The 19,948-nt window shown below is 58.9% G+C and carries 17 protein-coding genes and 1 tRNA gene; 4 read left to right on the top strand and 14 right to left on the bottom strand.

Going from position 1 to position 19,948, the window contains the following annotated elements; genetic code table 11:
* Window positions 1–46 precede the first annotated feature (46 nt).
* Entirely contained in the window at window positions 47–349 is a 303-nt protein-coding gene (locus CHB83_RS00815) for a hypothetical protein (RefSeq protein WP_045689437.1), read from the top strand.
* Window positions 350–537: 188 nt separating this feature from the next.
* Here the strand turns inward: CHB83_RS00815 and CHB83_RS00820 are convergent.
* From CHB83_RS00820 to CHB83_RS00830, 3 genes are all read right to left on the bottom strand, one after another.
* Window positions 538–610 (bottom strand) — tRNA-Thr (locus tag CHB83_RS00820).
* 156 nt (window positions 611–766) lie between these two features.
* Entirely contained in the window at window positions 767–3,211 is a 2,445-nt protein-coding gene (locus CHB83_RS00825) for a DUF349 domain-containing protein (protein WP_089331350.1), read from the bottom strand.
* A gap of 49 nt (window positions 3,212–3,260) precedes the next feature.
* Window positions 3,261–3,827 carry a YqgE/AlgH family protein gene (locus tag CHB83_RS00830; RefSeq protein WP_045690469.1) on the bottom strand — a complete coding sequence of 189 codons (567 nt, stop codon included), beginning with the start codon at window positions 3,825–3,827 and terminating at the stop codon, window positions 3,261–3,263.
* Window positions 3,828–4,086: 259 nt separating this feature from the next.
* Here CHB83_RS00830 and pdxH point away from each other — a divergent pair, with 259 nt between their 5' ends.
* The 3 genes from pdxH (at window position 4,087) to CHB83_RS00845 (ending at window position 6,751) form a co-directional block, all read left to right on the top strand.
* Window positions 4,087–4,737: a pyridoxamine 5'-phosphate oxidase gene (gene pdxH, locus CHB83_RS00835; RefSeq protein ID WP_045690470.1), complete on the top strand. Its 651-nt coding sequence runs from the start codon at window positions 4,087–4,089 to the stop codon at window positions 4,735–4,737.
* 99 nt (window positions 4,738–4,836) lie between these two features.
* Window positions 4,837–6,159, top strand: coding sequence for a DUF1015 domain-containing protein (locus CHB83_RS00840; RefSeq protein WP_089331351.1), 1,323 nt, complete (start codon window positions 4,837–4,839; stop codon window positions 6,157–6,159).
* Window positions 6,140–6,751, top strand: coding sequence for a Maf family nucleotide pyrophosphatase (locus CHB83_RS00845; RefSeq protein WP_045690471.1), 612 nt, complete (start codon window positions 6,140–6,142; stop codon window positions 6,749–6,751). Before CHB83_RS00840 ends, CHB83_RS00845 begins: the two co-directional genes overlap by 20 nt.
* Before the next feature lie 8 nt (window positions 6,752–6,759).
* Here CHB83_RS00845 and CHB83_RS00850 read toward each other — a convergent pair whose 3' ends face one another.
* The 11 genes from CHB83_RS00850 to CHB83_RS00900 form a co-directional block, all read right to left on the bottom strand.
* On the bottom strand, window positions 6,760–7,155 hold the full coding sequence (locus CHB83_RS00850; RefSeq protein WP_055562729.1) for a DUF4259 domain-containing protein: 396 nt from the start codon (window positions 7,153–7,155) through the stop codon (window positions 6,760–6,762).
* Window positions 7,156–7,228: 73 nt separating this feature from the next.
* Window positions 7,229–7,864 (bottom strand): flavin reductase family protein, encoded by a 636-nt coding sequence (locus tag CHB83_RS00855; RefSeq protein WP_045688601.1) that lies wholly within the window; start codon window positions 7,862–7,864, stop codon window positions 7,229–7,231.
* 81 nt (window positions 7,865–7,945) lie between these two features.
* Window positions 7,946–9,736, bottom strand: coding sequence for a HAMP domain-containing sensor histidine kinase (locus tag CHB83_RS00860; RefSeq protein ID WP_089331353.1), 1,791 nt, complete (start codon window positions 9,734–9,736; stop codon window positions 7,946–7,948).
* A gap of 43 nt (window positions 9,737–9,779) precedes the next feature.
* Window positions 9,780–10,946, bottom strand: coding sequence for a histidine kinase (locus CHB83_RS00865; RefSeq protein WP_089331354.1), 1,167 nt, complete (start codon window positions 10,944–10,946; stop codon window positions 9,780–9,782).
* A gap of 46 nt (window positions 10,947–10,992) precedes the next feature.
* Window positions 10,993–12,123 carry a porin gene (locus tag CHB83_RS00870; RefSeq protein ID WP_089331355.1) on the bottom strand — a complete coding sequence of 377 codons (1,131 nt, stop codon included), beginning with the start codon at window positions 12,121–12,123 and terminating at the stop codon, window positions 10,993–10,995.
* 137 nt (window positions 12,124–12,260) lie between these two features.
* Window positions 12,261–12,821: a potassium-transporting ATPase subunit KdpC gene (gene kdpC, locus CHB83_RS00875; RefSeq protein WP_089331356.1), complete on the bottom strand. Its 561-nt coding sequence runs from the start codon at window positions 12,819–12,821 to the stop codon at window positions 12,261–12,263.
* Between the two features lie 218 nt (window positions 12,822–13,039).
* Window positions 13,040–15,085, bottom strand: a complete 2,046-nt coding sequence (kdpB, locus tag CHB83_RS00880) for a potassium-transporting ATPase subunit KdpB (protein ID WP_089331357.1) — start codon at window positions 15,083–15,085, stop codon at window positions 13,040–13,042.
* Window positions 15,086–15,170: 85 nt separating this feature from the next.
* Complete coding sequence (kdpA, locus tag CHB83_RS00885) at window positions 15,171–16,871, bottom strand: potassium-transporting ATPase subunit KdpA (RefSeq protein ID WP_089331358.1); 1,701 nt, start codon at window positions 16,869–16,871, stop codon at window positions 15,171–15,173.
* Window positions 16,872–16,883: 12 nt separating this feature from the next.
* The gene (gene kdpF, locus CHB83_RS24345) at window positions 16,884–16,964 is read right to left on the bottom strand and encodes a K(+)-transporting ATPase subunit F (RefSeq protein WP_072144861.1); all 81 of its coding nucleotides are present in this window, start codon (window positions 16,962–16,964) and stop codon (window positions 16,884–16,886) included.
* A gap of 345 nt (window positions 16,965–17,309) precedes the next feature.
* Complete coding sequence (locus CHB83_RS00895; RefSeq protein ID WP_089331359.1) at window positions 17,310–18,440, bottom strand: TlpA disulfide reductase family protein; 1,131 nt, start codon at window positions 18,438–18,440, stop codon at window positions 17,310–17,312.
* Window positions 18,441–18,575: 135 nt separating this feature from the next.
* Window positions 18,576–19,928: a sigma-54-dependent transcriptional regulator gene (locus CHB83_RS00900; RefSeq protein WP_089331360.1), complete on the bottom strand. Its 1,353-nt coding sequence runs from the start codon at window positions 19,926–19,928 to the stop codon at window positions 18,576–18,578.
* Window positions 19,929–19,948: the final 20 nt, after the last annotated feature.

Here is a 19,948-nt window from a genome sequence, read left to right on the forward strand (position 1 = left end):
AAATAGCTTGCTTTTATTCATCCATTTTTCTTATCTGTTACCGTCTATGAAAAAGGTACTCAAGCTTCTATCGTTTACGCTGGTCGTACTCTGTGGTGCAGCGACGACACCCGTTACAGCCAACAACACGGCACCCATTGCTTCGCAACAGGTCGACTGTTATGGTACCTATGAAGAAGGCCTTGCGGAAGGGCGAGTTATCCGCACGCAGCTTATTAACGAATATGGCGAGAATACCCCAGCATTTACCGATGCGTTAGCTATAGAGCGAGCTCGTGCCAGTGAACAGTGGCAAACGGTTAGCCGGGAATGCAGGCCCTATTGGCGTGGTATCCTGGATGGCTTATAAGCCGCTCGGATGCATTAACCCAATAGCATAATGAAGAAAGCCCCGGCCTACACCGGGGCTTTCTTCTTAGAGCAGGGGCGTATAGAGCCCGGCAGATAGTTCGAAAATAAGACCTTGGAATAATAAATGGGTGCACCACGAAAAACCCCTTGTAAATCAAGGATTTACAAGGGGTTTTACTGATCAAGAGCCTCCTGTCGGGATCGAACCAACGACCTACTGATTACAAGTCAGTTGCTCTACCAGCTGAGCTAAGGAGGCCTTTTTGATATGACAAAACTAGTAGGTGAGTGGGAGTTTGCCAACTCTTGGGCAATAAAATATTATGAAAATATGGCAACTACCTGACAATCTACCTACTAAAAAAGGGTCCTGGCGTACGCCAGGACCCTTTTTTAGTAGGTAGATTGTCAGGCACTAGCTGCGAACTGCTTTTAGCTGCTTCTTAAGGGCATCAATACGGTGTTGCGCTTCATCGATTCGGCCCTGGTATTCCTCCCGCAATTGGCTTGCGTTCTTAGAGCGGGCAAAAAACTCAAGGTTTGTTTTGAGCGTGGAGATATCATTCTCCAGTTCGTTGATTTCTCGCCGTAAGGATTGCTCCTTCTTGTAAAGCTGTTGTTGGGCATCGGGCGCTGATTTCAGCCGTTCGACTTGGAGATTGAACAACAGGTCAGTTCGCTCCGCATAGGACAAGCTGGGAACAGCATCCAAGTACTTGCCCATTAGAGCTTGAAATTTGTCCTCGGCGCGCTCATTACTCCGGGTGGTACCATCAAAAGCGCGCCATTCACTTACGTGCTGGCGGAAACCCTCAACGGTACCAGGAGTATCGGCCGAAACGGCAGCTACTATCTCCGACAGTCGGTCGAGGTACTGGTTTTGCTCCTGATTTACTTGCTGCACGTGGTGTTCACGCTGGCGAGTTTCCTCTTTTTTGCGGTCAAAGAACGAGTCGCAAGCGGTGCGGAAACGATTCCATACTTTATCCGACTGTTTTTCTGGCACCCGGCCCACCAACTTCCACTCTTTTTGCAGCCGAATGACGGTCTCGCGTGCTTCTTCCCAGTTGGTATTCTGCAAAGCTGCTTCCGCCTGCTCACACAACTCCAGCTTCCGCTTTAAGTTGGTATTCTTTTCTTCGTCGAGAGCCTTGAAAAACTGATTTTTGCGCTGAAAAAAGCCTTTGTATGCGCCCCAGAACTGCTTGTTCATCTGCTCCGCCTTGTCGCGAGGAACCAGCCCGGCAGCATCCCACTCTTCTTTCAGTTTCTGCAGCTCATCCGTCTTGGCTCGCCACTCGTTTACGCGCTCGGTTTGGAAATCACCGAAAGGCTTGAGCTGGTTTAATAGAGCTGTTTTGCGCTCCAAGTTGGCGGTTTCTTGGGTATTACGAGCCGATAAAAAGTCTTTCTTACGGTCGTGTACTTTTTCGGATGCCTGGAGGAAACGCTGCCATAAGGCCTCACGTTGTTCGTTTGGTACGGGACCTACGTGTTTCCACTCTTCGTGTAACTGGCGGAGTTCCTGCAGGGCTTTGTTGATGCTGGACTGCTGCTGCAGCGCTTCGGCTCGCGTAATCAGCGCTTCTTTAGCCTCTTGGTTCCGGCGACGGTCTAACTCCTTCATTTCGAAGAACAGACCACGGTTGTTATAAAAAATATCTAGGAGGGCGTGGTAGCTATTCCACAGTTCCTGGGCCTCTTTCTGCGGAACTGGGCCGGTAGCTTTCCAGTCGCTCTGCAAGGCTTTGATGCGTGCCGAGCTGTCTTTCGTCTCAGCCGACTCTACTAGCTGGCGCAATTGGGAAAGCAAGTATTGCTTGTGCGCCAGGTTTTTAGCCCGTTGCTCATCTTCTGCTTTGGCGTCGCGTACGCGGCTGTCACGAAATTCCTGAAATGCCTTGGTTAGCTCCTGGTGGCTAGCGGGACCCGCATAGGTGAAATCATCAGTAGCGTTGCCCGCATCTGTAAAGTGCTGGCGTGCGGTGTTCCGATCTGCCTGAATGGCCGCGTCGTATTGGCGGTAGAGGTCAAAGATTTGCTTGCGGTTTTGGCTGGCATCAGGACGACGGAGTAAGCCCAGAAGGTGGGTGCTTTGCGTGACCAAGTCCATTGAAGCAAAATCTACGGTCGGCGCATCCGGTACGTACTCTTCCTCGTCATCCGTAGCGGCCGCATCCGACGACGTGTGCAGAGAAGCCACGGTTGGAGCGGCTTCAAGGGCCGCTTCTGCTGCCTCTTTTGAAGACAACTCTACTACGGGCTTTACGTGCGGAGCTTCGGACTCCGTAGCTGCGGAAGTCTCACCAGTTAGGCTTTCAGGCTCGGGCGTGACCAGGGAAACTGAAGGCGTAGCAGGAGACCCGAACAAGGCGTCGGGCGTTGGGCTAGGAGTACTTGAGGAGGCCGCTTCCGTTGAAGCAGTGGGGTGCGTTGTGCCGTAGTGCGCCAGGGCTCGATCTTCGGCGGCCGAATGATCAGGCGTAGCAATACCAGTTGGCAGGTGCGTAGCAGACTCTGCGGCAGCACTAGCTTCTGGAGTGCCCGGGGTGGGAGTTTCTGCGGCTTCCGTAGCGGCTGCGTTTGGCTCGGCGGTGCCAGCCCCAGCGGGTTCTATGGGAGCTGGCTGGGTGCCTTGGGCTGGGCGTTCCGTGATGTCATCGGCAGCACCCGGCGCTACGGGAGCAGCGGGGGCATTGTTAGCTGGGGCCGCTGCAGATGCGGCAGGCGGAGTGACATCAGTGCCCGCTGGATCTTGCTGAGCGCGAATTTCGGCCAAGCGACGTTCCAAAATGCTCATGGGCGACTCTGAGGCATTATCAGAGTGGGAGGGGGCAGTGTTTTCGTTTTCGGGTAGCATACAGTTCAGGAGCAAGGGCCCAACCAAAGATGGGCAGTGGGTGGCGCGGCTAATTCAGACGAGGGTCTGTGGGGTAGTTGGACAGCATTCGGTAGCGGCCGCCTTTTTCGCGCAAAATTGATTGCCAAAAGGCATCATTATCCAAAGTAAATACTTTCCCGGCAGCATTGGGGTGCACTATCCAAACATTTTCCCGTACCTCTTCAGCTAGCTGGCCGGCCGTCCAGCCAGAATAGCCTACGTACAAACGTACCTCTTCGGGTGAGAGGTCACCGGTTTGTAACTCAGCGAGTAGCTGGCGGAAATCACCACCCCAAAAGACGTCCTGGCCCAGATCAACGGCGTGCTCTAGGCCGGGGCGGCGGTGCAGGTAGTGAAGCGTATCGGGCTGCACGGGCCCACCCAGCCCCAGCGGTAGGGTAGCCGGGGGGGTGGCGTCTGAGCCGGGTAGTTCCAGTACGTCGCCGAGTTGTAAGGTGGCCGGGCGATTTAGCACCAGGCCAAAGGAGCCTTCCTCCTCGGAGTGGTTGCAGAGCAGCACTACGGTGCGCTCAAAGTTGGGGTCACCCAGGAAGGGCTGTGATATCAGAAGACTACCAGAACGAAGACGTGGCATCGGAGGAAGTACATTTAGTGAGAAAGGATGGGAGAGGGTGGAGAGAACAGGGCGGGAGTGGTAATAGGTCCATCTGGGCGGGCGGGCATATCGGTGCCCGTGAAAGCAGAGAGCCTGTGGGCAGTACGTCTAGCAGGGGGGGGCGGGTTCCGCTGCCGACCGCATTATGCTACCTTGCACCCGATTTGGGTACGTTTCCCAAACTGGAACACTGCTCCGGGTGCCGGGCAGGCCTAGTTTTCCTTTTAGCTTTTTTTCTATGACAGATCAGCAACTGGCCGACCTGCGCCAGACGTACGCGCAACGCACCCTCACCGAGGCCGACGTGCACCCGGATGCTGTGCGACAGTTTCGAGCCTGGCTTGATGAGGCGCTGGCTGCGCATTTAGACGAGCCGACGGCCATGACGCTGGCTACCGTGAACGAGGCCGGTCAGCCTTCGGCCCGGGTGGTACTGCTGAAGGGCTTGCCCGACGACCAGGGCTTTCTCTTTTTCACGAACTACGATTCACGCAAGGGGCAGGAACTGGCTACTAGCCCCCTGGCGGCCATTACCTTCTTCTGGCCCGGGCTGGAGCGGCAAGTGCGCATAGAAGGCCGGGTAGAAAAAGCGGCGGAAGCCGTGTCGACGCAATATTTCCAGAGCCGCCCCCGCGGAAGTCAGATCGGTGCGTGGGCCTCGCCCCAGAGCCAGCCTATCCAGAGCCGGGAGGAGCTAGAGCAGCGCGAACAGGAAGTGGAAAGCCGCTTTGCTGGTCAAGAGCCGCTGCCCCGCCCCGAGCACTGGGGGGGCTACGTGCTGCGACCCCAGCGCGTGGAGTTTTGGCAGGGGCGCCCCTCCCGCCTGCACGACCGTATTGTGTACGAGCGCCACACCGATGGCTGGAAGCTAAGCCGCCTCGCTCCCTGATCTAACCAAGCCTGCTACGGCCCGGGCTGGCGTACGGTGCTAGCTGCCGGGAAAATTGCCTGTGCAGTTGGTCTCACTCCATCATCTCATTTTCAAAAATTGGCTGAAATTCAACCTGTCCGGGGCTGGCGCTACAACGCGGAGCTAAGTGCGCGCATCGACGACTACGTTTCGCCTCTGTTTGATGTCGTGTCAGCAAAGCAGCGGGAAGCACTCTACCGCAACCCGCTGAATAGTATTCACTTGTCGGTGCCGCGGGGCGAAGATGCGGCGGGTGAAGCCTTGCGGCGGCTCATGCAGTGGCAGGAGCAGGGCATTCTCCAACAGGATGCGTTGCCTGGCATTTACGTCTACTATCAGTATTTCCGGTTGCCCGGCAGCTCGCGCGAGTATTGCCGCAAGGGGTTTATGTGCCACATCCGGGCCTACGACTGGGCCGAGGAGGTAATACTGCGGCACGAAAATACGCTGCCGGCAGCTGTCAACGACCGGGCCGAGTTACTGAGCCGGACTCGTTTCCAGACTAGTGCCACCCATGGCCTCTACCGCGACGATGCGTTTGAGTTGGAGCGCTACCTCGACGAGGCCATGCTGGACCCGCTGTACCAAACAGAAGAGGACTACCAGGGCGCGCGCGACGTGTTGGCCGTAATTCAGGATGCCCACGTCATCCGGCGGTTTCAGCATGTGCTGGCGGCTCGCCAAATCATCTTAGCCGACGGCCACCACCGCTACGAGGGCTCGTTGGCCTACCGGCTGGCGCGGCGCCAAGCAGCGGGGGCGGCTTATACCGGCCAGGAGGCGTGGAACTACCACCTGATGTACCTGACCAATGCCGCCGCCGATGACCTTCGCATTTTGCCTACCCATCGGCTGTTGCTAGACCTGCCCGAGGGCGTAAGCCAGGCAGAACTGTTGACGCGCTTGCAGCCCTACTTTACGGTGCTGCCCCTCGATGACCCTTACGATTTGCCCGAGCGCATTGCCGGTAAGCCGTGGGCGTTTGGCTTGTATTTGGGCGACGGGCAGGCCTACAAGCTACGCCTGCGGCCCGAGGTGCACGCCCAGCTAGATTGGGATACCACGCCCGAGGTGAAGGCCCTAGATTTGACCGTGCTGCACTTTTTTGTGTTAGAGAAGGCCCTTGGCGTGGTCGGACCAGAAGCCCAGCGTCAGTGGTCAGGGGTAGCCTACGTGCGCAATTTTTCGGAGTGCCTGACTCGCGTAGATCGGGGGGAAGCCCGCGCCGCCTTTATTACCAACGAAGTAACCATGGATGAAGTGGAGCGAGTATGCCACTCGGGCGCAGTAATGCCGCCTAAGTCCACATTTTTCTACCCCAAAACCATTGGGGGCTTTCTGTTTACGAGTATTCGCGACGAAGAAACCACGTCTCCCTTTTATGCCGCTTTCCGCTCCTGATTCCCTTGCTGCGCGCCCCCGGCTGGTGCTGGCATCTAATTCTCCCCGCCGCCGCCAGCTTCTCACTGAACTAGGCCTGGCGTATGAGGTGCGCCTACGCGAGGTGGAAGAAGACTTTCCGGCCTCCCTGCACCGCCACGAGGTAGCCGAGTACCTCGCCGCCCACAAAGCCGCCGCCTACGCGCCCGACCTAGCCCCGGACGAACTGCTCATCACCGCCGATACTATTGTGTGCCTGGATGATGACGTGCTCAACAAGCCCGCTGATGCGGCCGAGGCGCGCCAGATGCTCCAGCGCCTGCAGGGCCGCGCCCACGACGTATACACGGGAGTATGCCTGTTGCACGGCGACGGCCGGCAGGTGGTCTTTTCCGACCGGACTCAGGTAGTGTTTCGAGCCCTGAGCCCGGCCGAAATAGCGTACTACGTGGAGCACTACCAGCCGCTGGATAAAGCCGGCGCCTATGGTGCCCAGGATTGGATTGGGATGGTGGCCGTCACTCGCCTAGAAGGGTCCTACTTCAACGTGATGGGGCTGCCCGTACATCGCGTGTGGGAAGAACTGGTGAAGCTAGGCGCGGTAGGCGTATAGCTCTCCTGTTAAGCAAGCCGCTCCAATAAGTTGGCTTGAGCGGCCTGCCACTGGGTAAACTCCGCGCTTTCTTCCCATAAGTCGCGCATTTCCGACTTCTGCAACACGGCCCGCGTGGCTTGCTGGGCGAGTTCTACTAATTCGTCCTCGTCGCTGACGTCCAGGTTATCGGCCCGGGGCAGCAGGTCATCGGGGAAGTCGGGCGAGGGCTGCCCGAGCCAGGCGGCTACCACCTCGGCGGCGGCCAGGGCCGCGCCGGCCGCGTCTACTTCTAGGTAGCCTTCTTCCTCCACGGCCGTCACAAGGGCTTCTAGCAGTAGTACCTCGCTGGGGTCTTCCCGAAATTCGGCTAAGAAATCGGCCGCGTCGTCGTTGTCAAAGTTATTGTAGCCCCAAGCACCCATAGTAACGGTTGGTAAGTTGTGAAAGCGCAAAGATAGGTGTCCCCGCCGGGCAGATGAGGTACTAGCCCTGGGTTTAGTCGAGGCGCTGGGGGCCCTGGCCAGCGCGGGCGTAGCCGTAGCGCACGGGAGCTTGCACAGCGTGGTAGCCATCGAGCCCTGATACGCACACCGTACCGGCGGCTACTAGGTCCAGGGAGCCGTCGGGGCGGAGAACTTCTTCGGGCAGGTAGATGTGCTCAACCCGGCCAATCAGTAGCACGGTGCCGTTGGCCTCAATGGGCATTTCCTGCAACAGCTCCAGCCCAATCTTGATGCGGCTTTCCTGCACGTACGGGGCCGAGAACCCATCTACGTATTCGGGCGTGAAGCCGCACGCGTCAAACTCCGATTCTTCCCGCGCAAAGTTGGCCGAGGTATAGTGGGCGGCGCCTTCTTGGCCGGTGGGCACGTGGTTGAAGGTGTAGCGGCCCGTCGCCCGGATGTTTTCGTAGGTGTGACGGGCCACGGTGGTGGGGCGCATAACAAAGCCCAGCAGGGCCGGGTTGGAGCCCAGGTGCAGCACCGAGCTGACAATAGCTAAGTTGGTGGCTCCATGGGCGTCGGCGGTGCCTACCAAGTTGGCCGGTTTATAGCCCGTAATAGAATTTACGAGGTTCAGGCGAAATACTTTTTCCAGTCCGGGGAGGTCGGCGGCGGGGATGTGGCGCATGCAGGCAGGGGTAAGAAGGGCAGTTGATGATTGCCACCTCCTCTACGCAGGAGCGGCGCAAAAGTCAGCCGTAGGGTTGCGTTAGGTGCTGAGGGGAAGCGAAAATGAGAAAGTGCTGCCCGTACCCAGTTCACTTTCCACCCAGAGCTGCCCACCCTGGCTTGTGATAAACTCCCGGGCAATGCTCAGACCCAGGCCCGAACCGCCTTTGTAGCCGCTTTTGTCAGGAATCTGCACAAAGCGCTGAAATATTTTCTCCTGGTACTGGGGCGCAATGCCGGGGCCGTGGTCGTGCACGCTGATCTGCACCTGGGGCGGCGCGTCCGGGGTGAGGGCGGCGCGAATATGCAGCGCGCCCTGCTCCGGAGAGTAGCGAATGCCGTTGGCCAGCAGGTTGAGTAGTACCCAGGTGGTTTTCTCCACATCGGCGCGCACTGTGGGCAGGTAGTCGGGCAGTTGCACATCCAAGGTCAGCTGCTTGGGCTGCAATTGCAGGTGAATGGTAGCGGCGGCAAACTGCACGATGTCGTGGATGCGGGTGGGCTGGAAGTTGAGCTGAATGTTGCCCGACTCCAGGCGCGACACGTCAATGAGCTCACCCACCAGTTTCAGCAGCCGCTGGTTTTCCTGCTTGATGGTAGCCAGAATTTTCTGCTGCTCCTCGTTCACAACGCCCACCTTGCCGTTTTGCAGTAGCTTCAGGCTAAAGTTGATGCTGGACAGGGGCGTTTTCAGCTCGTGCGACACGGTAGCCAGGAAGTTGGATTTGGCCTGGTCCAGCTTCTTGTATTCTGACACGTTATGCAGCGTCAGGATTGAGCCCACGAACTCCGTTTTTTCCAGGGCCTGGTTGAAGCTCACCACGTCGTTTACGGCTACGCGGTAGTACGCTTCCTCGCCGTTTTGCGCCAGCGTGAGCACCGGCGCCGCCTCGGTGGAGCGGCGGGCGGCGGGCGTGTCGAGGTGGCGCAACAGCTCCCGGAACAAGTCGTTTTCCTGGGCTACGTCGTCGGCGGAGCGATGAAGCAGCTGTTCCGCGGGGAGGGTCAGCAAGTTCAGGGCAGCCGGGTTAGCCAGAATGATCCGTCGGGTTTCATCGACCAGCAGCAGGCCCTCGTCTAGGTTATTAACCATGCTGGCCATGCGGTTGCGCTCGGTCAGGATTTGGGCCAGGGTAGAGGTGCGGTAGTCCTGCAACTGCACTAGTAGGCGGTTGAAGGCCCGCGCCACCGTGCCAAACTCGTCGTGGGTTTCTACGGGAATAGAGTTGGAGTAGTCCTGGTGGGTAGCGTTTTCGATGCTGGCCGATAGTTTGCGCAACCCGCTCACGGCAGCTTCGGGCACGCTCAGCACAAACAGCAGGCAGGTTAGGACTGCAAACGTGAGCAGGGCCAGCACGTAGCCGCTCTGCTGGGTAGCCAGACGGTTGGCGGCTTCATTTTTGCGCGTCAGGGCCTGGGTATTCACGTTCACCATGCGGTAAGTCAGCTGCCGCAACTGGCCCATGTGCGCACGCCAAATCTGCGGCGCAGTAGTGTCAGAAGCCAGATACCGCTCCGTACTAGCCAGCTCACTAAACAAGGAATCGACCACCTCCTGCTCGCCGGGCTCGGTGACGTTGCCAGCCTCGCGGGCTAGCAGCTGCTCAAACTGTTGCTTGGCTTGCGTGTCCAGCGGTGCCTCCTGCACCTGAAGCTGGTCGAGGGCCCGCAACATGTGCTGGCCCAGTTCCACGGAGTATAGGTTGTCCTGCAACACGTTGCGGGCGCTGCGGTCCAGGCGGTTAAGTGAGTACAGGGTAAACGCGCTGACGCCCAGCAGCAGGAGCAGCATGGTCAGGAACGCCAGCGTGATTTTAGTTTTAAGGTTCATGAGCGAAGGAGGGGTAGGAAGCCAGCGGCACCGGAGGGCAGCATTAGTAGGTCACCAGGAAAAGGTCCAGGTCGGTATCGGTGCGGGCTACCGCCCGGATCAGGGCGGCCGTGGTGCTCGGCCGGGATAGGCGCTGCCACCAGTCTTTCTCCCGCGTGACGCCGCAAATAAGCAGGGTAGCGCGTTTTTCCTGGGCCACGCGCAGTATCTCCGTCACCACCTCGTCCGACTTTATCCGCAGAATCTGGCCGCCCAGCTCGGTCACCAATTGCAAGTTGCGCAGCAGGTGTCGTTGGGTAGCCAGCCCGACGCGGTCGGCCGATTCGCGGGCGGTTTGCACGTACAGCACGTACCAAGTGGTAGTGCCCAAGCGGTCGGCGAGGCGGGACGTTTTGCGAATGATTTCGCGGGCTGCCGGAGCATTGGAGTTAATGCAGGCCAGTAAACGGTCGTGGTTGCGGCGCGTGGCGGGCACGGCGGCCACGCCCGCATCAATCTGCCGACTAAGCTGGCCGGCTACTTCCCGCAACGCCAGCTCGCGCAGTTGTAGCAAATTTTCGGGCTGAAAGAAGTTGCGTAGGGCTGTGGGTACCTTCTGCGGGTCGTAGATTTTGCCTTCCTCCAGCCGCGCCCGCAGCTCGGGCACGGTCAGGTCCACGTTCACTACCTCATCGGCCAGTTTGAGGAGCTGGTCGGGCACCCGCTCGGTCACGTCTTGGCCCGTGATGCGCAGCACTTGATCGTGCAGGCTTTCCAGGTGCTGAACATTAACGGCGGTGATGACGGAAATGCCCGCTCGCACTAGCTGTTCCACATCCTGCCAGCGCTTTTCGTTGCCGGCTCCCGGCACATTCGTATGGGCTAGTTCGTCTACCACCACCACCGAGGGGCGCCGCTGTAAAATGGCTGGCACGTCCATTTCTTCCAGCATTCGCCCCTTATAAAAAATACGTTTGCGCTTTACTAAAGGTAGGTTTCTAAGTTGTGCTACCGTGCCAGCGCGGCCGTGGGTTTCCACGTAGCCGAGCACGGCGTCTACCCCGTGCTGGCGCAGCTCCTGGGCCTCCTGCAGCATGCGGTAGGTTTTTCCTACCCCCGCGGCCAGCCCAATGTACACCTTCAGCCGACCGCGCCGCGGCTCCTGTACCAGCCGCAAGAACCGCTCCGCCGATTGGTCGCGCAGCTGGGAGTCATCGTTGGAAGGCGTCATAGGGGGTAGGCGTTGCGGGGGGGTGTTTCTTGCCGCTACTTTCTTCCTAAAAAGAAAGGGCAATGCTGCTGGTCAGGTTGCCGTAAGAGTTGGTAGGTTGGCCGTTGCGGTCGGTGAGGAAATCCTGGCCGGAGTGGAACACGCGGCCTTCGACCCGAAAGGCCACGTTGCTTGTCGGTAGGTAGTCCAGGTTGAGGGAAGCGGCTTTCACTTGAAAGTCGGCATCGGTAGCGACGGGCGAAATCGAGGAAATGATGACGCCGTGGTCGGCATGGTAGTACTCCGCGCGGGCTGTGGCCGACCATTTCTCGGCCAGCTTATAGCGTACGAAGGCGGCGCCGGTGTGCCAGGTATCGGCCTTACTGCCGCGGGCGGCCTGCTCCTGCTTGCCCACGTCGAATACGCCGGCCACGCTCAGGCGCTCAGTGGCGGCGTAGCTCACGTAGAAATCGTGGAAGTAGCGGCGGCGTTTTGCTAGGTCCTGAGGCTGCTCGTTGCCGTAGAACGTGCTGCTGTTGATGAGGAGCTTCTCGGTGGGCTTCCACTGAAGTTGAGTTCCCACGGCCTTCTTCTGGTTGTTTTCCCGAATGTTCTGCCAGCCGTTGAGCACCAGGGCCGTGAGCGTCAGCTTGGGGTCAACCTCGTAGGTGAACCGGGCCCCGGCCTCGTAGTAGGGCGAGTTTTCGGCCATCAGGGAGCGGGTCAGGGTCCAGTTGTCCTTACTAATGGCCGACTCAAAGCCGATGTGCGAACCAAAAACACCCACGTCCAGCCATGCCTTCTGGAAAGGCCGGAAGCCGGCATAGGCTTCGTAGAGATGCTTAAGTACCTGGTCTTCGGCGGCGTAGTTGGCCGATACATAGGTGCCGGCGTGCAGGCCTAATGCTCCGCGCACCTGCCCGTTGTCGTAGCGTAAGCCCAGGACGGCATTGTTCACCGTAAACTCGTTCTGGCGGTCGTGGGAGTACAGAAAGCTTGGCCGGTCGTTGGTGGCGGCGTGCTTGATGTCGTAACCATAGTAGCCGTCCACAAAGCCATAGGGGGTAAGCGGGTTGGCAGCAGGCGTGGCCGGAGCCTCGGCGGGCGTTACTACCGTATCGGCCGCCACAGGCCGGGTTTGAGCCACCGCAGTGGAAGCAGCGAGTAAGCCGAGGGCAAGCAGAGAAATAGATTTCATGGGGAGAGGAGCGCCGCAAAGCGGTAAGGTGGCTCAGAAATGGGTAAAGAAAGGCATTATGATGGGAAGCCGAAGCCTCCCAGGAGGTCATCACTAGGCTGCTAAACAGCGGCGTAAACTGTGGTAAAACCGGTCGATTAGTGGCCGCTTCGTTCATCAAGGGCCACGTTCAGGCGCAGCACGTTTACTCGATCAGGTCCCAGAAGGCTATGTTGGGTATGCTGGGCTACCAGGGCCTGCACTCTGGCGGCGTCGAGTTGGCGGGCGCGGGCCACGCGGGCTACCTGCACGGCGGCGCCCGCAGGCGAGAGGTGTGGGTCGAGGCCGGAGCCCGAGGCAGTAAGTAGCTCGGCGGGCACCTGGGCTTTGCTTACGCCGGGGTTCTGGAGCAGAAACGTATCGAGGCAGGCTTGCACCGTGGCTTGGTACTCGGGGTTGCTGGGACCTTTGTTGGAGCCCGCCGAGCCGGCCGAGTTGTAATCTACCGCCGAGGGGCGCGACCAGAAGTACTCCGGCCGGGTGAATTTTTGGCCCACATTATCATAGCCCACCACGCGGCCCCGGTGACTGATGGTTTCGCCCTGGCCGCTATTTGGGGCCAACTGCGCGCCGGCCCATACCAGCGCTGGGTAAATCAGGCAGCACACTACTAGGAGCACTAGGGTTAAGCGGAAAGCGGGAAGCAGGTGTTGTTTCATGGAAGTAGAAGCTAGAAAGCTCAGACTAGAGTTAGTACTAGTTCCCCTCCTCAGATGAGGAGGGGCTAGGGGTGGTTGATTACTCGCTGAACGATTCGGAGTTGGGTCGTTCATGTAAACAACATCAGCACGCGGGGCAACCACCCCAGCGTCGGCTGCGCCGCCGCGTCCCCTCACCGCTTGATGCGCGGAATCATCTGAGGAGGGGAGTTTCGTTCTTACAAAAACAGTCCTACCAGCAAATCAATGGCTTTGATGCCGATGAAGGGGACGATAATGCCACCCAGGCCATACACCAGCAGGTTGCGGCGCAACAGGGCCGAGGCACCGATGGGCTTGTAGGCTACCCCGCGCAATGCCAGCGGCACCAGCAGCGGAATGATAATGGCATTGAAAATGACCGCCGAAAGAATGGCCGACTGCGGCGACTTCAGGCCCATGATGTTTAGCGCACCCAGGCTCGGAATGGCCACCATGAACAGGGCTGGCACGATGGCAAAGTACTTGGCTACGTCGTTGGCGATGCTGAACGTGGTGAGCGTGCCGCGGGTCATAAGCAGCTGCTTCCCAATTTCCACTACCTCAATGAGCTTGGTGGGGTCGTTGTCGAGGTCCACCATGTTGCCGGCTTCCTTGGCGGCCTGGGTGCCCGAGTTCATGGCTACTCCCACGTCGGCCTGGGCCAGGGCGGGCGCATCATTGGTGCCGTCGCCCATCATGGCTACTAGCTTGCCTTCCTGCTGCTCGCGCCGTATGTAGGTCATCTTGTCCTCGGGCTTAGCCTCGGCAATGAAGTCATCGACGCCTGCTTTTTCGGCAATGAAGCGGGCCGTAAGCGGGTTGTCGCCGGTGACCATCACCGTTTTGATGCCCATTTTGCGCAGGCGCTCAAACCGCTCCTGAATGCCGGGCTTGATGATATCCTGCAGCTCTACCACGCCCAGCACCCGGTCGTTTTCACTGACTACCAGCGGGGTGCCGCCGTTGCTGGCAATGGCCTCCACGCGCTGAGTGGTTTCCTGGGGGAAGGGCTGGTTGGCCTTGTTGGCTAGCTGGCGGATGGCATCGGAAGCGCCCTTGCGGATGCGGGTGCCGCCGGCTAGCGTAACGCCGGAGCTGCGGGTTTCGGCCGTAAACTTAATCAGCTCGGCGCCTTGTAGGCGGACTTGCAACTGATCGGGGTTTACGTGCTTTTCGCGGGCCAGCTCCACGATGCTCTTGCCCTCGGGGGTTTCGTCGGTGAGGGAGGACAGGGTAGCAAATTCAATGAACTGTTGCTCGTCGACCCCCGGTGCGGGCCAGAAGTAGGTGGCTTTGCGGTTGCCGATGGTGATTGTGCCGGTTTTGTCTAGGAGTAGCACATCAATGTCGCCGGCGGTTTCCACGGCTTTGCCGCTTTTGGTGATGACGTTGGCGCGCAGGGCGCGGTCCATGCCCGCAATGCCAATGGCCGAGAGCAGCCCGCCGATGGTGGTCGGAATCAGACACACGAACAGGGCAATAAAGGAAGCAATGGCAATGGGCGTGTTGGCGTAGGCCGCGAAGGGCTGCAAGGTCACGCACACAATGATGAACACCAGCGTAAAGCCCGCCAGCAGAATGGTAAGAGCAATTTCGTTGGGCGTTTTCTGCCGCGAAGCGCCTTCCACCAAGGCAATCATCTTATCCAGAAACGACTCGCCGGGGGCCGTGGTTACCACCACCTTAATGCGGTCCGACAGCACTTTGGTACCGCCCGTAACCGACGACTTGTCCCCGCCAGCTTCCCGAATTACCGGGGCCGATTCGCCCGTAATAGCCGACTCATCGATGGTAGCCAAGCCCTCGATAATTTCCCCATCGGTGGGAATGATTTCACCGGCCTCCACCAGAAATACCTGGCCTTTCTGAAGCTGAGAAGAAGACACCGAGGAGATGTTGCCTTTTTCGTCGATGACACGAGCTGGGGTTTCCTCGCGGGTTTTGCGCAGGCTTTCGGCCTGGGCCTTGCCGCGGGCCTCAGCAATGGCCTCGGCAAAGTTGGCGAACAGCAAGGTCAGAAACAGGACCACAAACACGGTGAAGTTGTAGGGAAAGGAGCCCTGGGCCGCATCGGGCTTGACGAGTAGCCCCAGCGTCACGAGCAGCATCACCACCGTCCCAATTTCCACGGTGAACATCACCGGGTTGCGGAACATCACGCGCGGGTCGAGCTTGACGAAGGCCTGTTTGATAGCCTCCTGCACCAGCGCGGGTTGAAACAAAGATTGTTCTTTCGAAGACATGAGAGTGTAAAACTCAGAGGGTAGAACCTAGAGCTGAGAGAGGGTGCGTTAGAGCTAAGCCCTAGTCTCTCAACTCCCAAGCATGCTAATACAAGGAGAAGTGCTCGGCTAGGGGGCCCAGGGCCAGGGCGGGGAAGAAGGCCAGGGCGGCAATGATGACGATGACGGCCATAACCATCACGCCGAAGGTGGCCGTGTCGGCGGGCAGAGTGCCAGCGCTTTCGGGTACGTACTTCTTGCGGGCCAGCAGGCCGGCAATAGCCACCGGACCGATGATGGGCAGGAAGCGGGACAACAGCAGCACTACCCCCGTGCTGATGTTCCACCAGGGCGTGTTGTCGCCGAGGCCCTCGAAGCCGGAACCGTTGTTGGCCGAGGCGGAGGTAAACTCATACAGCATCTCGGAGAAACCGTGGTAGCCGGGGTTGGCCAGCCAGCCAGCGTACTCCTGGGGGTTGCTGGCGTAGAGGTGGGCCGTGAGGGCCGTGCCCGCCAGAATCAGCAGCGGGTGCAGCAGCGTCACGAGGATGGCAATTTTCATCTCGCGGGCCTCAATCTTCTTGCCCAGTAGCTCGGGCGTGCGGCCTACCATCAGGCCGGCAATAAACACGGCAATGATAAGGTAGGCGAAGAAGTTGAGTAGCCCTACCCCGCAGCCCCCGTAAAAGGCGTTGGTCATCATGCCCAGCATCTGCGTCAGTCCGGAAAGCGGCATGAACGAGTCGTGCATGGAGTTCACCGAGCCACAGCTGATCACCGTGTTGGTAATGCTCCAGTAGGCCGAAGCGGCCGCGCCAAACCGCATTTCCTTGCCTTCCAGCGCCCCCAGCTCCTGGTTCACGCCCAGGTGGCTGATAGCAGGGTTGCCCTGCAGCTCATAGTACACCGTAGGGGCCAGCAGCACCACGAAGCCCACCGTCATGACTCCAAAAATCATCAGGGCCAGCTTGCGGCGATTCAGGTAGAAGCCCAGGGCAAATACCATGGCCATGGGAATGATAACCAGGGCGATGTTCTCGACGGCGTTGGTGAGGTAGTTGGGGTTTTCGAGGGGGTGAGCCGAGTTGGCTCCGTAGAAACCGCCCCCGTTGGTACCCAGCTCTTTAATAGCCACCATAGCCGCCACCGGCCCGCGCGACACGGCCACGGAATCGCCCTGTAAGGTCACTAGCTCCTGCTTGCCTTGCAAGGTCATGGGGGTGCCGTTGAAGGCCAGCAGCAAGGCTACCAGCAGGGAGCCGGGCAGCAGCAGGCGCGTGAGGCTCTTCAGGAAGTAGTTGTAAAAGTTGCCCAGCTTGTCGGTGGCGCGGGTTTGCAGGGCGTTGAATACCACCACCGCCGCCGCAATGCCGGTAGCGGCACTCACAAATTGCAGGAAGGTAATCACCACAAGCTGGGAGAGGTAGCTCAGGCCCGACTCGCCAGAGTAGTGCTGCAGGTTGCAGTTTACCAGAAAGGAAATGGCCGTGTTAAACGCCAGGTCCGGCGACATGCTGGGGTTTTGGTCGGGATTGAGGGGTAGGCTGCCTTGAGTAGAGAGAACCAGCATAGCCAGCAGAAACCACACGAGGTTGATGGTAAGCAAGGCCACCAGGTGCTGCTGCCAGCTCATTTCGCGGCGGGCATCAATGCCGGAGAGGCGGAAAATGCCGTTTTCTACGGGCTGCAGGAAATCCAGCAGGTTCTTCTCGCCCTTAAACACCCGGGCCAGGTAGTGGCCCAGCGGCAGGGCCAGCACCAGCGTCAGGAAATAAATGGCGCTGATGCCGAGTAGTTCGTTGATCATGACAAAAGGAGACTAGAATCGTTCGGGGCGCAGCAGCACGTAGCAGAGGTAGCCGAACGTGGCGAGGGACAGGAAAAATAGGGCGACCATCATGGCAGGAGACAGCGTTAGATGTGGTCAAAGAAGTCGACCGACTTGTAGAAGAGCCCGAACCCGGCGAGGCCCGCGGCGGTGAGAACTAGAATCAGGAAAGCAGGAGGCATAAGCGTTGGAATTGACGTGTGTTGTCCCTCATTGCCAATCCGAGCCCAAGCCGCTTTGTGTAGCATGCTGCTTGCTGTAGTCTTCTCGTAGTCAGTTAAATAATTTTTGCGGCGGCCTTTTACTGCTTGGCCTAGTAGCAAAAAACCGGGTCATTCTGACCCGGTGCGGCGGTCAGAATAACCCGGTATATGATCTTCAGCAACGCAGGAATGGTATCCGGCGCCAGTTATCGGCCTACTTGATGTATTTGGCCAGGGTAGCTTCCAGTTCGTTGCCTTTAAGGTTCGCGGCCACAATTTTGCCCGTGGGGTCAATCAGGTAGTTCTGCGGAATACCGCTCACGTAGTAGCTGCGTGCGGCCGCGTTTTCGAAGCCCTTCAGGTCCGATACCTGGGTCCAGGGTAGTTTGTCGTCTTGGATGGCTTGGACCCACTTGGCGCGGTCTTTCTCGCTGTCTAGCGACACACCTACTACCTCGAAGTTGTGGCCCTTGTACCGGCTATAGGCCTTGACAACGGTCGGATTTTCCTCGCGGCAGGGACCGCACCAAGAGGCCCAGAAGTCAACCAGCACGTACTTGCCGCGGTAGTCGTGCAACGATACCGTTTTGCCCTCGGGAGTTTGCTGGGAGAAATCCGGGGCCTGGGCCCCAATGGCCACGGCTTTCAGGCCGCGTACCAGCTCCCCGTATGTTCGGCCTTGGGGGCTGTTTTTAAGCGTAGGGCTCAAGGCCTCGTACAGCGGACCCACCACGGTATACTGCGGCAGGTCTCGCATTTGCATATCTAGTAGTGCATGCAGGCTAACCCAAGAGGTAGGGTTGGCTTTGATAAAGGCATAATTGGCGGTGACATATTGCGTGGTCAACCCATCAAATTGACGTTTTACTTGCTCGTTGAAAGCCGGGTCCTGCCGCTGCTGTACCGTCGCTTTCTGCACGTCGGCCCCAAGGGCCTGAATGTGGGCAAGAATTGGCTTTGTCGACTCATTCAGCCGCGCATAATCCGTGTTGACAGGGCCGCCTTTTATGGTAGCGTGGGCCAGTGAGTCGGGGCTGACAATTGATAGTGTGCCGGGCTCCAAAAATAGGTGGGCACGGTCTTTCATGGGATCAGATAAGCTCCCTAGACGACCCTTGGGCCGGAATATCAGGTCCGCCATGATAGGCGCGACGGTGGTCCCCTTCAGTTCAAACGTGCCATTTTTCAGCGTGGCCGAATCGGCTACTGCATTGTCCCGCAGCAGGTACACCTTGGCCGGGGCGTCGTGCTTGCCTAGGGTGCCTTTGACGGTAAAGTGCGTTGTTGTTTGGGCGTTGGCTAGCCACGGTGTTATTAACAGGAAGCCAAGTAGGTGCTTGTGCATAGATAAGGGGCTAGTAGATATATTTCTCGGGCTTCCGTTTCCAGAAGCCGGCTTACGCAAGTAACAGATAATATCGTCTCTTTCAGCCGATAGTGCCCACTACACAAGAAAGTCCCTACTAGCACTCTTCCTCGCCTATAAGCCGTACTCTTGAATCTTGCGGTATAGAGTTTTGGTACCGATACCAAGCTGGCGGGCCGCTTCCATCTTGTTGCCGCCGGTTTCGTGGAGCACCTGCCGGATCTGTTGTTTCTCTAGCGTGCGGAGGCTGCGGTCAGAAGCTGCATCGGTGGCCGGGGTAGCGGATAAATAGTGAAACTCCGCGGGTAGGTCATCCACAGTCAGTAGGTCGCTATCAGCCAGGATAGCGGCGCGCTCCAACACGTTCTTCAGCTCGCGCACGTTGCCCCGCCAGTCGTAGCGTTGGAGCTGGTGCAGTGCTTCCGGCTCCAGCCCGCGCAGGCGCTTGCGCAGGCGGGCCGCAAAGTACTGCAAGAAGTAGTCGGCCAGCGGAGCAATGTCTTCGCGCCGTTCATTGAGGCCCGGTACCAGCACCGTAAACACGGAAAGGCGGTAGTAGAGGTCGGGGCGGAAGTGGTGGGAGGCGGCTTCGAGCTTGAGGTTGCGGTTGGTGGCGGCCACGATGCGCAGGTTGACGCTGGTGGGCTTAGTGTCGCCGAGCTTGGTAAACTGGCGGGTTTCGAGCACGCGCAGGAACTTGGCCTGCACGTTGAGTTCGAGCTCGCCGATTTCATCCAGGAACAGGGTGCCGCCGGTGGCTTCTTCCAGCAGGCCCTTCTTGTCGGCGAGGGCGCCGGTGAAGGCGCCTTTCTTGTAGCCGAAGAGTTCGGATTCGAGCAGGTCTTTGGGAAAGGCGGAGCAGTTGAGGGCCACGAAGGGCTTGTGCTGGCGGGCGCTGGCGTGGTGGATGGCCTGGGCGAAGAGTTCCTTGCCGGCGCCGGTGGGCCCTTCCAGCAGCACCGTGCTATCCGTTGGCGCTACTCGCTGAGCAAGCTTCTTGGCTTGGGCTAGCGCCGCTGAGTGCCCAATCATGCTCTCGAAGCTGTACTGGGCTCCAATCTTTTTTTCCAGGTCCGCTACCCGCTGTTGCAGGCGGGCCTTTTCGGCGGCGCGCTCCACCACTACCAGCAGCTGGTCATCGGAGTCGCCCTTGGTGAGGTAATCAAAGGCGCCGTCTTTCATGGCCCGTACCCCATCAGGGATGGTGCCGTAGGCCGTCATCAGAATGACTTCGGCCAGGGGGGCAGCTTGTTTGTAGCGGGGAAGCAGGTCGAGGCCGTACCCATCGGGTAGCTTCACATCCGAGAGCAGCACCAGGACCTCCGCGGCGTGCTGACGCAGTAGTTCCAGGCCGCGGCTGGCATCGGGGGCTTGCAGCACGGCGTAGCCTTCGAGTTCTAGCACCCGCGCTAGTAGTTGCCGGAGGCTGGTTTCGTCATCAATAAGGAGGAGGGTTCCGGAAGGCATGGCGCAGCAGGGGAGTAGGA

It is taken from the genome of Hymenobacter mucosus (assembly GCF_900188255.1).
Taxonomy (GTDB): domain Bacteria; phylum Bacteroidota; class Bacteroidia; order Cytophagales; family Hymenobacteraceae; genus Hymenobacter; species Hymenobacter mucosus.